Raw genomic sequence first — 14050 nt, 5'->3', positions numbered from 1 at the left:
CTTAAAAGGTATATTGCACGATCAGCCTGAAGTTGATGCCCGGCATCGGGTAGCAGACCACCACTTCGTATTGCTGGTCGAACAGATTGTTCACTTCGAGCGTCGTTTTCAGGTCGCCGCCCCACAGCCGCCAGTTTTTCGCCACCGAGAGGTCGCTCGTGTACCACGGCAGCTGATAGTTGCAGGGGATATTGGCCTGCGACGAATAGCGTTCGCCCGTGTAGATAAAGCTGTAACTCGCCTCCCACGTGCGCCATGCGGCATTCAGCACCGCCGAACCGCTGTGCCACGGGATGTAGGGAATCTGTCCGCCGTAGAATTCGCTTCCTGAATCGGTAAAGTCCTGCGCTTGCTGGTAGGTGTAGTTCAGCCGGCCGACCATCGAGAGGGCGCGCCCCGCGGTCCACTCCGTCTGCACGGCAACATCGACGCCTCGGATCTCCACCTTGCCCAGATTGACCATCGTCCAGCGGAAGAAGTTCGACGTAGGCGTGGCCACGATCTTGTTCTCCACCTCGTTGTAGTAGACGTCGGCCTGCATTTCCAGCGCACGCAGCCACGTGCGGGAGAACTCCTTCCGGTAGGTGAAGCCCGCATTGTACTGGGTGGTGAATTCGGGGTCGAGGTTCGCATTGCCCACGAACGTGTAGTAAAGGTCGTTGAGCGTCGGCATACGGAATATGCGCTTATAGAAGGCGCGCAGGTTCAGGTCCGCCCCTCCGAACGGCCGCCACGAGATGATGACCGCCGGAGTGAGTTTCCGTTTGTCGGGAGCCGTCTCGCCTCGGGTGCGGTCGCGAACCAGCGTGCCGAGCAGGCTCGCCTGCACCTCCACGCGGTCGAAGCGGAACGCCGTGGCCGCGGCCGCCAGCATCGTGTGACGGCGGGGATAGACGAAGTCGCGCAGGTCGGCGTCCAGCAGGTTGAACTGATAGTCGACCGAGAGGTTCGCCTCCCACCACGGGAAGATCGTGAAGCGGTTGGCGGCGGAGAGGTACGCCTCCTGCTGGTAGTAGCGGTTGTTCGTGTACATCAGCGACTCGTCCTTGTTCGGATCGGCCAGATAGTGCAGGTAGTCGTAAGCGTACTTGGCATTGGCCATCAGGCTGTACCATGAGGTGAAATCCTTTTTGAAGGCTCCTTGCACGAAGAAATTGGTGTCCCACTGGCGGTCTTCGTGCGAAAACTTGTTGCGGACGACAGCACCGGGGTATCCGCGTTCCGAGTTGTAGAAATAGACTTTCGCCCGCCAGTAGCCGCGGTTCATCCGGCCGTAGAGACCACCCTCCGCCCGAACGGCGTTCACGTCGCCGTTGCGCCGCACGGCGGTCGTGTCGTAACCCTCCTGCATACGGTAGGTGAACCTGTAACGGCCCGACGAACGGAGGTATTCCGCACTGAGCGAGCCGTTCACCTGCCCGCCGAGTTTCTGCTCCCAGAGCAACGCCGGATTGACGACGCCGAACGAACCGGTCTTGAACGAAGCTTTCAGACGGTGGGTTTTGCCCGCTTCGAACCGCGGCGTGCGCGATTGCAGGTAGATGGAACCCGAGGAGCCGAAGTCCTTGGCGGGCTGGAACACGGCGCTTTTCTGCCCATTGTAGAGCGTCACCGACTCCATGTTGTCGAGCGAGAAGCGCCCCAAATCGACCGTGCCGTTCTGAGCGTTGCCCAGTTCGATACCGTCGTAGAAGACCCCGACGTGGTTGGTGCCCATGCTGCGGATGTTCACCGTTTTCAAACCGCCGACGCCTCCGTAGTCCTTGATCTGGATGCCCGAGAAGTAACGCAGCGCGTCGGCTACGTTGTGCGAATTGAGCCGCTGGAGGCGTTCGCCCGAGAGCTCCTGCACGGGAATCACTTCCCTGCGGATAACATGGCCCGTCACAACGACTTCCTGTACATGTTGAAGGCTATCCAAACGCCCTTGCGCATGTACGCCGCCCGGAATACCTTCCCCCGCAAAAATCAGGAAGAATAACAAGAATCTATAATACCTGCCAAACATTTATATAAATATCCAACCGACCGATCCACGAGTACGGTTAAATCCATAAAACATTGGCAGGTCTTCTGACTGACTCCTCATCCGAAACCTTCCCGGTAAAAAACCAGTGGTACAGATTTTTCGGATGATTGAAGGAGCTTCACAGCAGCGGGTCTGTCCGGGATTCCCACCCGGTTCCCTTTTAATCCCATGACTCGGAAAGAGCCATATCCGGAACCAATCGGCTGCAAAGATAATATTTTTTTTCAGCATTCAAAATTTCTGCAACCGCGAATTTTATGCAAGTTCCCAATTATCACAACCCGTAAATATCCGATATCTCATTTCAATACAGATATTTATCCATCGCAATCCATATCCCGTATTCAGCTTTGTAACCTTCCGCCATCATAGGCTCCGACACACGGAAGAAGCGCAATTCGCCCGGAGTGTAATCAAGTTACAAGATCCGGATACCCGAGAAGGTTATTTGGCCACTGCAACGTACCAAGCCCTCGCTTCTGCTCAAGGGAGAGACGCCGCGACTGGTCGACGAATGGCAGGTTGCCCCCGTATTGTGGGATGCGGTCCGTAATGCCGTGGACGAAAGAGGGTTAAAAGGGCAGTTTATCCTGACTGAATCAACTATAATAGACGATACGGAGATCATGCATACAGGAACCGGCAGGATATCGAAAATGTCCATGTATCCGATGAGCCTTTACGAATCCGAAGAGTCGAACGGTAAGATATCGTTGAAAGAACTGTTGATATAGACGGTTCAGTTCGGAACTCTCCATTGAGGAGCTTATTTTTGCAGCCTGCCGCGGCGGATGGCCTGCATCGTTGGACGAAATGAGTAATCGGGCCAAGTTGCTGATCGCAAAGGATTATCTGGACGTTATCTGTAACGAGGATATTTCGAAAGAGGATAAGATCCGGCGCAATCCTGCTTTGACGCGGCTCATCATGCGTTCATACGCCCTCAACCTTTGCACACTGGCGAAAAAAACAAGCATACTGGCAGATGTCTCGGTTGAGATGGAAGGCTCCTCCATGAAAACTTTCGATGACTATACGAGTGCGCTGAAACGGTTTTTCGTTATTGAAGATATAGAGGCATGGTATCCCGCCATTCGGTCAGCGACAGTCATCAGAAGCGGGGAAAAACGATGCTTCGTCGATCCGTCGATAGCCATCGCGGCGATGGGCGCATCACCCCGAAGTCTGGAGGTCGACCTGAAGACGTTCGGATTCATATACGAATGCATGTGCATCCGGGACCTGAGAATATATTCACAGGCATTAGGCGGGAATTTGTCCTACTACCAGTATCGGTATGGCCTGGAAGCCGATGCGGTTTTGCAGCTGGATGACGGCAGATATGCGCTTATCGAGTGTAAACTCGGCAGCAGGGAGATAGACGAAGGTGCAAAACACCTGCCCGAACTAAAAGGCCTTGTCGAACGGCAGAATAAACAAGAAAGACAAATGCCGCTGCGGCTTCCGGACCTGATGATCGTATTGACCGGAGGAAACATGGCCTATACACGCGACGATGGGGTCAAGGTGATCCCTTCAGGTTGTCTGAAGGATTAGCCGGGAGAATTTAGTCAACGAGTTTTTTTCCTGCGAAAGCTATCGGAATTTCCTGAATATGCTCAGGTAAGAGATAATAATATCATATCTATTTTACGCACTATGGGTAGTATTCCAATAAATGTGTCTGAAAGTAACAATGGCCACATATCTGAAAAATCTGTAGAGTTACTCCTGCCTTTGTACGATTTATTTTTGGGAAGCCATTTGCCATAGATATAGATATTCCGCTCAAGATAGAGCGTGTGCAGGTCATATGAGATGACCCACAGACATAACGAGTGGTCACCTCGAAGATTGAATGTCAGATCACGGAAAGCTGCTTTCGGGAAGCGGACGTCCTGCGTGTAGAAGCGCCCCTTGTAACCCGCAGGCGTCGCTTCACACAAGTAGACGCTAAAAGTACTGAACAACCAGCGGAGAATCCTCCGCCGGTTCTCGGGATATAGACTCTCAACATAAAAGCGATGGTAGTAAATCATCTCCTGCTGCTTCAACGTAAACGATACCTCCGGGCAAAATAGGCAACAACGCCCGGAATGTGCTTTTTGTAATAGGGCTGATTCTCCCGGCACCACGTGGCGAGCTGCTGCTTCGTGGTAAAGGGACGATGCCAACTGCGTCCCGACATAATACGATCCAACTCGGGAGCCAAGCGCTCGACAAAATCTCCGACGGTCCAGCCTTCCCAGATGTGTTTCTGAAGGTCAATCATACCAAATCCATTTTGAAGTTTGACATACGGTTCATGGGCCGGTCCCATTTAGGAAAGAAGGTGCCGACCACGGGCAGATACACAGCGGCGGGACCAACCGGAGACACTTTTCGGACGATACGACCCGAACGGGTGGAGATCGTGCGAAAAGGGCTTCAAGGTGCAGGCGCGCTGCTATCTTAGCCCGCGGTCGGCACTTGCGGAATAACCTTATACCCCACTGTCAAACTTTTTGCTCATCCGGTCCAACTACAATCCGGGGAGTACGTCGCAGCGCATTCTGCAGATTGCGCTGGTTGATCCGGTAAACGAGCATTAGCAGATCATAGGCGCTGTACAGGAATTGCCGCCGATAGATCTTGGGGCGAATCAGCCGTTTTTGACGGTAATGGGTCAGCGTTTCGGGACGAATATCGAGGACTTCGCAGGCCGCATCGGCCGTCAGGAATAACGGCTCGTCGCTTTGACTGCACAGGTATTCAAAAAGCAGCAAACTTTTGCTCAAAAGAAAGTTCGTCTTGATGAGACGTTCGAGCTGTTCGGAGGAGACAAGCCGATAGATGCGGGGATTTTGTTTGGTTTCCATGAGTAACAGATTTATTGATTCAACAATTCGAGTTTCCCGCGGCGGCGTATCTTGCGGATGAACTCCTGCACCTCGGAGAGCAGGCACATGCGCCGGGCTCCGATGTTGAAGCCGACGAGCAGCCCCTGTTCGCGGAAGCGGCGCACCTGGCGTTCGCTCTGGCGGAGCAACTGGCAGACCTCCGCAAAATCGAGGATCGGATCGCCTTCGAGCTGGCTCCGGTGATCCTCCATGAAGTGTACGATCTCGAGGATCTCTTCGACCGTCCGCAGAATGCGGGACAGGTCATCCGTGTGTTGATTTTCCATCTATGTCGGGTTTGGTTTCCACGGCAAAAATGGGACAACCCCGAAACTCGTTTATCAGTGTTTGAATCAATTATATGTTTTCCCAGATCCGAAACCCGGAGATTTCTTGTTCCCGGCAATCCATCAGAGAGCAGAACAAAATTCCCATAATTTGCCGGCATCGGCAAAAATCATTATATTTGGGTCGGGAATCGACCGTTTCACTTGCCGATACGACGTTCGATTATGGAGTACATTTCAGTCGCGGCATTCGCCGCAAAGTACGGCATCGCGGAACGCACGGCCCGCAACTACTGCGCCTCGGGAAAGATCGAGGGAGCCTTCTTGACGGGCAAGACCTGGAATATCCCGGCAGATGCTACATTGCCTCAGCGCAAGCCGCGAGCCGGGCATATCATGCCGTTGTTGGAGGTGCTGCGTGAGCAGAAGACGATGCGTCTCAAGGGCGGCATCTACCACCGCACGCAGATAGACCTCACCTACAACTCGAATCACATCGAGGGCAGTCGGCTGACCCACGACCAAACACGTCATATCTTCGAGACCGACACGGTGGGTGTCGAGGGCGAGACGCTACGCGTGGACGATATCCTCGAAACCACAAATCACTTCTGCTGCATCGACATGATCATCGACCGGGCCACGGAGCCGCTCACCGAGGCTTTCATCAAGGAACTGCATGCACAACTCAAGTCCGGCACGTCGGACAGCCGCAAGGAGTGGTTCGCCGTGGGCGAATACAAGCGTCTGCCCAACGAGGTCGGCGGCATGGAGACTACACCTCCCGAAGAGGTACACCGCGAGATGAAGCGACTCCTAGCAGAGTACAACGCCCGGCGGAGCAAGACGCTCGACGACATCCTCGACCTGCACCTGCGTTTCGAATGCATCCACCCGTTTCAGGACGGCAACGGCCGTGTCGGACGCCTTGTGATGTTCAAGGAGTGTCTGGCGGCCGGCATCGTTCCCTTCATCATCACCGACGACCTCAAGATGTTCTACTACCGTGGTCTGCAACAGTGGCCCGCCGTGCGTGAATATCTGCGCGACACCTGCCTCACGGTGCAGGACAACTACAAGGCGTTGCTCGACTACTTCCGAATCCCCTACTGAACCGCCAGAACAATCTCCAGGCAAATTACACAATCAGAGGTATCCGGGTGGACACAAACGACTATCTGCCGAACTAAATCTTTGATTTATTTATATTTACACACAGTATACTACTTACAAAATTCGGCAAAAAAATCCGCAGGTTCGTTTCCAATTCGGTTGCAAAATCAGGGAATTTTAGTAACTTTGTAACAACCAAGTGAATACAAGGGAAAACAGCGAAAAAAGGTTGTGGCCTATTCGGTGTATCTAAAAATTTTTACAATCTTAACATATTGATATATTGGCAATTACGATATGGGTTCAGTTATCGTTCTCTCCGCCAGGTCCGCGGATCGACCAGACAAAAAACGCTGCAAATCACTTGATTTGCAGCGTTTTTTCATATCTTTTGCCCCGGTTCACCGTCTACGACCGGTCGAGCGGACAAACGCCGCGAAACGCTTCAGACCCTCGTCGAGTCGCGTCCGCGGGCAGGCGATGTTCCAGCGCATGAAACCCTCCCCTTCGGCTCCGTACATCGTTCCGGCATTCAGCCACAGCCCGGCCTCGTCGACCAACCACCGTTCGAGCTCCTCCGATGCAAGTCCCAGCACCCGGCAATCCATCCAGACCAGATAGGTCCCTTCGAGCTCCGCAATCGGGAAGTCGGGCAGCTGCTCCCGGCAGAAAGCCCGCATGTGCCGGTAATTCGCATGGAGATAGCCGACCAGTTCGTCGAGCCACTCCCCACCCTCGTTGTAGGCCGCACGCGTGGCAATGACCCCGAACGGATTGACGTCGCAAACCTCGTTGTCGTTGATGGCCCGGTCGATTCGTGCCCGCAGCCGGTCATCCGCACAGACGATGTTCGCAATCTGCAGCCCGGCGATATTGAACCCCTTGCTCGGAGAGACACACGTCACGCTGTGGCGCAGGAACTCCTCCGACATCGAAGCAAAAGGCGTATAGCGATGCCCCTCATAGACCAGTTCGCAATGGATCTCATCGGCGACGACCAGCACTCCGTGACGGATGCAGATCTCGCCCAGGCGCTGCAGTTCGTCGCGCCGCCAGACCCGCCCGACCGGATTGTGCGGATTGCACAACAGCATCACCTTCACCTGCGGATCGGCCGCCCTGCGCTCCAGATCCCCGAAATCCATCTCATAGGTATCGCCAACGGGCCGCAGCGGCGACGTGACCGTCTCGCAGCCGTTGTTGCGGATCGACGAGAAGAAGCAGTTGTAGACCGGCGTCTGCACCAGCACCTTGTCGCCCGGACGCGTCGCGGCCTTGATGATCGCCGAGAGGGCCGGCACCACCCCCGACGTGTAGATCATCCACCGGCGGTCGAACGTCCAGCCGTGACGCCGGGCGAACCACCCCGTAACGGCCTCGTAATAACTCTCCGGAACCCGCGTATAGCCGAAAATCCCGTGTTCGACCCGTCGCCGCAGCGCCTCGACAATCGCCGGAGCCGTCCGGAAATCCATATCGGCCACCCACATGGGCAGCACGTCGTCTCTGTCGGCACTGTCCCATTTATAGGAGTCGGTACCGCGCCGCAAGACCGGCGTATCGAAATCGTATTTCATCGAAGGAGGGTTTTATCGGTGATCTCATACGTACCGCCGTCGCGCAGGCGGATCTCACAGTCGGCCGGAGGCAGGATGTTCCGGTCGATCGTCACCGAACCGATCGCGTCGGCCACGATCCGCCCCGACGTCGGGTTCTTGATGTTGGTGATCGCGCCGCGGATATCGGCCTGCAGGGTGGTGTACTCGAAGGCCCGGTCGCAATCCTCGCCGAACGTGCAGTTCTCCAGCACCAGATTCTCCGCATAGCAGAGCGGCTGCTCGCCCGTGATGTGGCAGTTCACCAGCCGCAGGTTCCGCGAGTGCCAGCCCAGGTACTCGCCGTTGAGCTCCGAGTCGTAGATCGTCACGTTCTCCACCTCCCAGAACGCATCCTTGGTGGTGATCCGCGCGTGGTGGATCTCGGCGTCCTTCACATACTGGAAGACATACCGGCTGTCGCTCTCCAGCCCGTCGACGTAGATATCCCGGCTGAACATGAAGGGATAGGTCCCCTCATGCAGCTTCAGGTTGCGGGCGCGGATGCCCCGGCAGCGCCAGAAGACCTCGTCGGCATCGTTCATCGTGACGTCCTCAAGGTCGATCTCCTGCATTTCGCGGAACATCTTCGGGGCGTCGATCACCGTATCGGTCATCTTCAGATGGTCGGAATACCACAGCGCCGAACGCCCTCCGACGTCGAAATAGCAACGGTCGATCCGGAAGCCGTGCACGTGCCAGAAGGGGTAGTTGCCCTCGAAACGGCAATCGACCGCCTCGATGTTGCGGCACTCCTTGATGGCCGACTCCCCGGCCCGGACAATCACCTGCTCCAAGCGCAGGTCATGGGAACCGAACAGGGGTCGCTCGCCCCCGAACTCCCGATTTTTAATCACTTCCATATCTCTTGATTTGAATTTGTCGGTTTTTCGTCCTTGCTCCCGCAAAGTTACGGGAGATTGCGCCGAATCGCTGTAGACGAATTACGGATAATATAACCACGATTACTGAAGCCGCTTATCGCCGCTTGAGCCACCGTTTGCCCGCCAGCCGGACCAGGAAGATACCCCCCCGGAAACACAACTCGACACACATGGCGATCCACACGCCCTTCAGCCCCAGCGTCGGGGCCAGCCACGCCGCCAGCGAAAGCCGCACGGCCCAGATGCTGAAGAAGTTCATCAGACACGGCACCATCGTGTCGGCCGCCCCGACAAAGACGCCGTAGGCGACGATCGAGGCCGCAAACATCGGTTCGGCAAAGGCCTCGATGCGCAGGGCCATGACGCCCAGCTGGCGGATCTCCTCCACGGGCGTCATCAGACCGATGATCTGCGGGGCGAACAGATACATCAGCACACCCATCACCCCCATGATCCCCATGCCCGTCAGAACGGTGATCCGGGCAAAGCTGCGCGTGAGTTTCAGCCGTCCGGCCCCGATGCTCTGCCCGACGAGCGTGGTAGCCGCCTCGGCAATGCCGTAACCGGGCATGTAGCAGAGGCTCTCGGCCGTCACGGCAAACGAGTTGGCCGCAATGGAGAAGACCCCCAGCGGCGCCACGATGACCGTGGTCATGATCTGCGCGCCACAGATGACCGCATGCTCCATGCACATCGGGAAACCGATGCGGAAGGCCCGCTTCAACGTTTCGGGCCGCGGGCGGAAACTGCCCCGCTCGCCGCTCAGCCGCAGCGTCTCGGAGCGGGTCCACAGATAGCGGAGCAGCGCAGCCGCAGCCACCACCTCGGCGGCCGCCGTTCCCAATGCGGCGCCGCATACGCCCAGTCCGGCTCCCGGCACGGTCAGCGTCAGCCCCGCCAGGTCCCATTCGCGCGTGGGGAAGATCAGGAAGAAGTTGAAGACGACGTCCAGCGCACACATCGCCACCCCCATGATGCTCGGGATGTGCATGTTGCCGCTGCAACGCAGCATGCCGCCCGCCAGAAAGTTCATCTGCAGGGCCGGCAGGAAGAGCGAAAAGATGCAGAAATAGAGCGATGCATCCCGCCGGATCGAGGGGTCGCCACCCAGCCACGCGGGCAGCGGCCCGCTGATGGCCGCACCGACGGCCGCCAGCAACAGACTGAAGAGCAGCGTGGCGGTCATCGACTGCCGCACCACGGCACGGGCCCCCGCCAGATCGCCGGCCCCGATCCGATGGGCCACCTGCACGGAAAATCCCGACGTGACGGCCGCACACAACCCCCAGAACAACCATGTCGTGGTCGAGACCAGTCCGATCGAGGCCGAGGCCTCGGCCCCGAGATGCCCCACCATCGAGGCGTCGATATACTGCATGAAGATGGACGACAGCTGCGCAATGATGGCCGGGATGCTGAGCCGCACGGTCAGCTGCAGGCGCTCCCTCAAGGTCATGGCCCGCCCCGTGCGAATCAGAATCAGCAGTTCATTGGTCCGTTTGGCCAGTCTCATCGTTCGTTCCATTTTCGATCCCTTATCATTGCGGCACCCCGGCAGGAACCGGCAGATCCCTGCCATCCTCCGGGCACTCCTCGGTAAACGGTTCGCCGGACGTTTTATTGCATCGCCGATCCGGTTCCTCGTGCAGGAGTCCGTTTGCGCGGGGCAAAGATCGCAATTTTTCGCCGGATCCGGTGTAGACGGATTACGGATTTATCGCCCCTTTATGACCCCGATTACAGAACCGGCCGCCGGCCGGCCTCGCCGGAGAGTCGGCCCCCGGAAAAGGCAAATCCGTAACGCGGGTTATAAACCGCCGGCATGTTCCGTAAGAAAGGTTATCGGAATCCGGCCATTCCTGCGTATCTTTGCAGCAGTAAACAACAAGCAGGATGGAAACAACGATGGATTCCCGAACCGTCAATCTGGATACGGTCGATCAGTACAACCGCCTCTACGGGCTCGAAACCCTCAACCCGCTGGTCAGCGTCGTCGACCTGAACAAGGCCACCCGACGCGTCGAATACACCCGCTGGAACTACGGCATCTACGCCCTGTTCCTCAAACTGGAGAAGGCCTGCGACATCTGGTACGGCCGCCAGCCCTACGACTATCAGGAGGGTACCGTCGTCTGCTTTGCGCCGGGACAGTCGACCGAAATCATCACCACATCCCCCAAAACGCAGATCAACGCCTACGGCATCCTCTTCCATCCGGACCTGCTGGCCGGCACCGCACTCGGAAAGAACATCAAACGCTACTCGTTCTTCGACTACGAGGCCAACGAGGCGCTGCACCTCTCCGAAGAGGAGCGCAACGTCATTCTCGACTGCCTGAAGATCATCGGCACGGAGCTGCGCCACGACGTCGACCGCTACAGCCGCAGGCTGCTCGTCAACTACATCGAACTGCTGCTGAACTACTGCACGCGCTTCTACGAGCGGCAGTTCACCATGCGCACGAAGGCCAACAGCGACATTCTGATCCGCTTCGAGCGGCTGCTGGACGACTACTTCGAGGGCCACACGGCCGAACGCGAAGGGCTTCCGTCGGTGCGATTCTTTGCCGACAAGCTCTGCCTGTCGGCCAACTACTTCGGCGACATGCTCAAAAAGGAGACCGGACACACCCCCCAGGAGTACATCCAGGAGAAGATCATCGAGGTGGCCAAGGAGCGCATCGACAACACGCAGCAGACCGTGAGCCAGATCGCCTACTCGATCGGTTTCCAGTATCCGCAACACCTCTGCCGGCTCTTCAAGAAGCGCGTCGGATGCACGCCCAACGAGTACCGCATGCGAAAGACCGACTGAGCGCCATGAAGCCCTCGACGCTGGATATCAAAACCGTATGCGAATGCAACCGCAGTTTCAACTGCCAAACGCTGCATCCGCAGATCAGCGTGATCAACCTGCAGCACCCCGACCTGCAAGAGGATGCCGTGAAATTCGAATTCTACGCCATCCTCTTCATCGAAAAGTGCAACGACGGCTGCTGCGGCTGCGGCCGCCGGTCGGACGACTACACCTGCGCCACGATGGTCTTCCTCCAACCGGGCGAGATCTTCCGCATGAGCGAAGCCGGGGCGCTGCCCGACAAGGGGTGGCTGCTGGCCTTCGCTCCCGACCTGCTCCACCGCACCACCCTGAAGAATCACATCCGCAACTACACCTTCTTCTCCTACCGCAAGCAGGAGGCCCTGCACCTCTCGCAGCGGGAGGCCGCCACCGTCACCGATTGCATGGAACACGTCGTCGAGGAGCTGCGGCACGCCGTCGACACCCACAGCGCCACCATCCTCTCGCGGCTCATCGAACTGATGCTCGACTACTGCACGCGCTTCTACGAACGACAGTTCATCACGCGCGAAGCGAAGAACAAGGCCCTGATCGACCAACTCGAGGCGCTGATCGACCGATACCTCCTTTCCGGCGTTCGGTGCGGCTCCGAGGGGATCTCCCCGCAATACTGTGCCTCGGAACTGGGGCTTTCGGTCCCCTACCTCCAGGATCTGCTGAAATTCGAGACCGGCAAGAGCCTCGACGAATATTTCCAGTTGAAGCGGCTCGATGCGGCCAAAAGCCTGCTGCTCAGGGCCGAAAACTCCCCGGCCGCCGTCGCGCATCATCTGGGATACGCCAACGTACAGTATTTCAGTCTGTTGTTCAAGAAGATGACCGGTTTTTCGCCCAACGAATACCGCTTCTCGAGAAATTAGGAATTGCGGCAAGGCCGGCACGTCGGGCGGCCGGAAGAAGGGGATCGGAGCCGGCCGGGGTCTCGGGATACACCGAATTGTTCCGAAAAGCCGATTTCGGACGCTTTTGCTTGCAAACATCCCACTCTCTGATGTATTTTTGCATACGCAACAAGACCAAACCCGACAACCAACATGGAGCGAATCATTTCTCACTTTACGGACGACGACCTCTACAAGTTCACGATGTGCTGTGCCGTCATCGACAACTTCCCCAGGGCACGCGTCCGCTACTCGTTCACCGACCGCGACGGCACGCGCTATCCCGCAGGCTTCGCCGAAGCGCTGCTCGAACAGATCGCCCTGCTCGAAACGCTGGTCATCACCGACGAGGAGATCGCCTTCATGAAGCGGAGCTGCCCCTATATCCCCCACTGGTTCTACAACTACCTGAAGGGCTATCGGTTCAACCGCCGCTGGGTCACCGCCAGCCAGGACGAGGAGGGACACCTCACGGTGGATTTCGAGGGGAGCTGGGCCGACACGATTCTGCTCGAGGTCAAGGTGCTGGCCATCATCTCGGAGCTCTACTACCGGATGACGGGGCAGACCGGGCGTCTCGACTACGGGGACTTCTACCGCCGCAGCCGCCTCAAGGCCCGGCGGCTGCTCGAGGCGGGATGTCTCTTCAGCGACTTCGGCACGCGCCGCCGGGCCTCGTTCGAGGCCGAGGATACGGCCGTGCGGGCGCTGAAGGACGAGGCGGCCGCGGACAGCCATACGGGACGCTTCGTGGGGACGAGCAACGTCTACCTGGCCATGAAATACGGTCTGACCCCCATCGGAACAATGGCCCACGAGTTCGTCTCGGCCATCGGCGGCATGTACGGTCCCCAGATGGCCAACCACATTGCCATGAACTCCTGGCGGCAGACCTTCCGCGGTGCGCTGGGCACCTATCTCTATGATACGTTCGGGTGGGAGATCTTCAGCCTCAACTTCTCGGAGGATTTCGCCAACCTCTTCAAGGGGCTGCGCATCGACAGCGGCGACAACCGCGAGCAGCTGCAGAAAATCGTCGACAAATACCGCTCGCTGGGGATCGACCCGCGCACCAAACAGGTCATCTTCAGCAATGCGCTCGACACGGACCGCGCCATCGAGATACAGCGTTACGCCCGGGAGTGGTGTCAGCCGTCGTTCGGCATCGGCACGCACTTCACGAACGATTTCGAAGGCATCCGGCCGTTGAACATCGTCATCAAGCTCACGGCCGCCAAGATCACCGAGGCGTGGCCCTTCTACAACGACACCTGCAAGCTGAGCGAGGACGACGGCAAGCACACGGGAAAACCCGAGGTCATAGCCCGTTTCCAGGCGGCGCTGAACTGGAAGGCCTGAGCGGCACACCCCGCAGGCAGAAACGACAGGGGCGGAACCGTCACCCGCAACGGAGTGGACGATTCCGCCCCCGCTCTTCCGGTCCGTACGGGACTTTAACTTACACAATCAAGAAATCTCATAAAACTGCAATATACTGATAATAATCAAGTTATTATAAATCG

The 14050-nt window shown here is 57.5% G+C and carries 13 protein-coding genes and 1 riboswitch; of the genes, 6 read left to right on the top strand and 7 right to left on the bottom strand.

Annotated elements, in window-relative coordinates:
- Position 1 precedes the first annotated feature (1 nt).
- A complete protein-coding gene (locus tag PUQ42_RS01345; protein WP_122121392.1) occupies positions 2–2008 on the bottom strand; it encodes a TonB-dependent receptor in 2007 nt (668 codons plus the stop codon).
- Between the two features lie 38 nt (positions 2009–2046).
- Positions 2047–2244: riboswitch (cobalamin riboswitch) on the bottom strand.
- Between the two features lie 318 nt (positions 2245–2562).
- Here PUQ42_RS01345 and PUQ42_RS10300 point away from each other — a divergent pair.
- Together PUQ42_RS10300 and PUQ42_RS10295 are read left to right on the top strand one after the other, a co-directional pair.
- Positions 2563–2763 (top strand): hypothetical protein, encoded by a 201-nt coding sequence (locus PUQ42_RS10300; protein ID WP_337956013.1) that lies wholly within the window; start codon positions 2563–2565, stop codon positions 2761–2763.
- 97 nt (positions 2764–2860) lie between these two features.
- Positions 2861–3586: a DUF4143 domain-containing protein gene (locus PUQ42_RS10295; RefSeq protein WP_337956012.1), complete on the top strand. Its 726-nt coding sequence runs from the start codon at positions 2861–2863 to the stop codon at positions 3584–3586.
- Positions 3587–4079: 493 nt separating this feature from the next.
- On the opposite strand, the gene PUQ42_RS01335 is transcribed toward PUQ42_RS10295, so the two are convergent.
- From PUQ42_RS01335 to PUQ42_RS01325, 3 genes are all read right to left on the bottom strand, one after another.
- Complete coding sequence (locus PUQ42_RS01335) at positions 4080–4301, bottom strand: hypothetical protein (RefSeq protein ID WP_273370266.1); 222 nt, start codon at positions 4299–4301, stop codon at positions 4080–4082.
- Positions 4302–4524: 223 nt separating this feature from the next.
- Positions 4525–4887, bottom strand: coding sequence for a hypothetical protein (locus PUQ42_RS01330; protein WP_273370265.1), 363 nt, complete (start codon positions 4885–4887; stop codon positions 4525–4527).
- Between the two features lie 11 nt (positions 4888–4898).
- Complete coding sequence (locus PUQ42_RS01325) at positions 4899–5195, bottom strand: helix-turn-helix domain-containing protein (RefSeq protein WP_273370263.1); 297 nt, start codon at positions 5193–5195, stop codon at positions 4899–4901.
- 225 nt (positions 5196–5420) lie between these two features.
- Here PUQ42_RS01325 and PUQ42_RS01320 point away from each other — a divergent pair, with 225 nt between their 5' ends.
- Positions 5421–6308, top strand: coding sequence for a Fic family protein (locus tag PUQ42_RS01320; RefSeq protein WP_273370260.1), 888 nt, complete (start codon positions 5421–5423; stop codon positions 6306–6308).
- Between the two features lie 401 nt (positions 6309–6709).
- On the opposite strand, the gene PUQ42_RS01315 is transcribed toward PUQ42_RS01320, so the two are convergent.
- The 3 genes from PUQ42_RS01315 to PUQ42_RS01305 all read right to left on the bottom strand — a co-directional run bounded on the left by PUQ42_RS01315 (position 6710) and on the right by PUQ42_RS01305 (position 10300).
- The gene (locus PUQ42_RS01315; RefSeq protein ID WP_273370258.1) at positions 6710–7885 is read right to left on the bottom strand and encodes a MalY/PatB family protein; all 1176 of its coding nucleotides are present in this window, start codon (positions 7883–7885) and stop codon (positions 6710–6712) included.
- Positions 7882–8766: a DUF3737 family protein gene (locus PUQ42_RS01310; protein ID WP_273370255.1), complete on the bottom strand. Its 885-nt coding sequence runs from the start codon at positions 8764–8766 to the stop codon at positions 7882–7884. The genes PUQ42_RS01315 and PUQ42_RS01310 overlap by 4 nt, the downstream gene beginning before the upstream one ends.
- A gap of 115 nt (positions 8767–8881) precedes the next feature.
- Positions 8882–10300, bottom strand: coding sequence for an MATE family efflux transporter (locus PUQ42_RS01305; RefSeq protein WP_273370252.1), 1419 nt, complete (start codon positions 10298–10300; stop codon positions 8882–8884).
- A 392-nt stretch (positions 10301–10692) separates the two neighbouring features.
- Here PUQ42_RS01305 and PUQ42_RS01300 point away from each other — a divergent pair, with 392 nt between their 5' ends.
- From PUQ42_RS01300 to pncB, 3 genes are all read left to right on the top strand, one after another.
- On the top strand, positions 10693–11601 hold the full coding sequence (locus tag PUQ42_RS01300) for a helix-turn-helix domain-containing protein (protein ID WP_273370392.1): 909 nt from the start codon (positions 10693–10695) through the stop codon (positions 11599–11601).
- 5 nt (positions 11602–11606) lie between these two features.
- Entirely contained in the window at positions 11607–12506 is a 900-nt protein-coding gene (locus PUQ42_RS01295) for a helix-turn-helix domain-containing protein (protein ID WP_122121410.1), read from the top strand.
- A 174-nt stretch (positions 12507–12680) separates the two neighbouring features.
- Positions 12681–13886 (top strand): nicotinate phosphoribosyltransferase, encoded by a 1206-nt coding sequence (gene pncB / locus PUQ42_RS01290; RefSeq protein ID WP_273370251.1) that lies wholly within the window; start codon positions 12681–12683, stop codon positions 13884–13886.
- The last annotated feature ends 164 nt before the right edge of the window (positions 13887–14050 follow it).

It is taken from the genome of Alistipes megaguti (genome assembly GCF_944320325.1).
Classification (GTDB): Bacteria; Bacteroidota; Bacteroidia; order Bacteroidales; family Rikenellaceae; genus Alistipes; species Alistipes megaguti.
Note: the sequence above shows the minus strand (reverse complement) of the source record. Positions and strands in the feature narration are given on the sequence as shown.

Bases quoted from the DNA above. Each gene is read 5' to 3' on its own strand.
- PUQ42_RS01335 (WP_273370266.1), bottom strand. From the start codon at position 4,301: ATGATTGACCTTCAGAAACACATCTGGGAAGGCTGGACCGTCGGAGAT.
- PUQ42_RS01295 (WP_122121410.1), top strand. From the start codon at position 11,607: ATGAAGCCCTCGACGCTGGATATCAAAACCGTATGCGAATGCAACCGC.
- pncB (WP_273370251.1), top strand. From the start codon at position 12,681: ATGGAGCGAATCATTTCTCACTTTACGGACGACGACCTCTACAAGTTC.
- PUQ42_RS01325 (WP_273370263.1), bottom strand. From the start codon at position 5,195: ATGGAAAATCAACACACGGATGACCTGTCCCGCATTCTGCGGACGGTC.
- PUQ42_RS01305 (WP_273370252.1), bottom strand. From the start codon at position 10,300: ATGAGACTGGCCAAACGGACCAATGAACTGCTGATTCTGATTCGCACG.
- PUQ42_RS01320 (WP_273370260.1), top strand. From the start codon at position 5,421: ATGGAGTACATTTCAGTCGCGGCATTCGCCGCAAAGTACGGCATCGCG.
- PUQ42_RS01315 (WP_273370258.1), bottom strand. From the start codon at position 7,885: ATGAAATACGATTTCGATACGCCGGTCTTGCGGCGCGGTACCGACTCC.
- PUQ42_RS01300 (WP_273370392.1), top strand. From the start codon at position 10,693: ATGGATTCCCGAACCGTCAATCTGGATACGGTCGATCAGTACAACCGC.
- PUQ42_RS01345 (WP_122121392.1), bottom strand. From the start codon at position 2,008: ATGTTTGGCAGGTATTATAGATTCTTGTTATTCTTCCTGATTTTTGCG.
- PUQ42_RS01310 (WP_273370255.1), bottom strand. From the start codon at position 8,766: ATGGAAGTGATTAAAAATCGGGAGTTCGGGGGCGAGCGACCCCTGTTC.
- PUQ42_RS01330 (WP_273370265.1), bottom strand. From the start codon at position 4,887: ATGGAAACCAAACAAAATCCCCGCATCTATCGGCTTGTCTCCTCCGAA.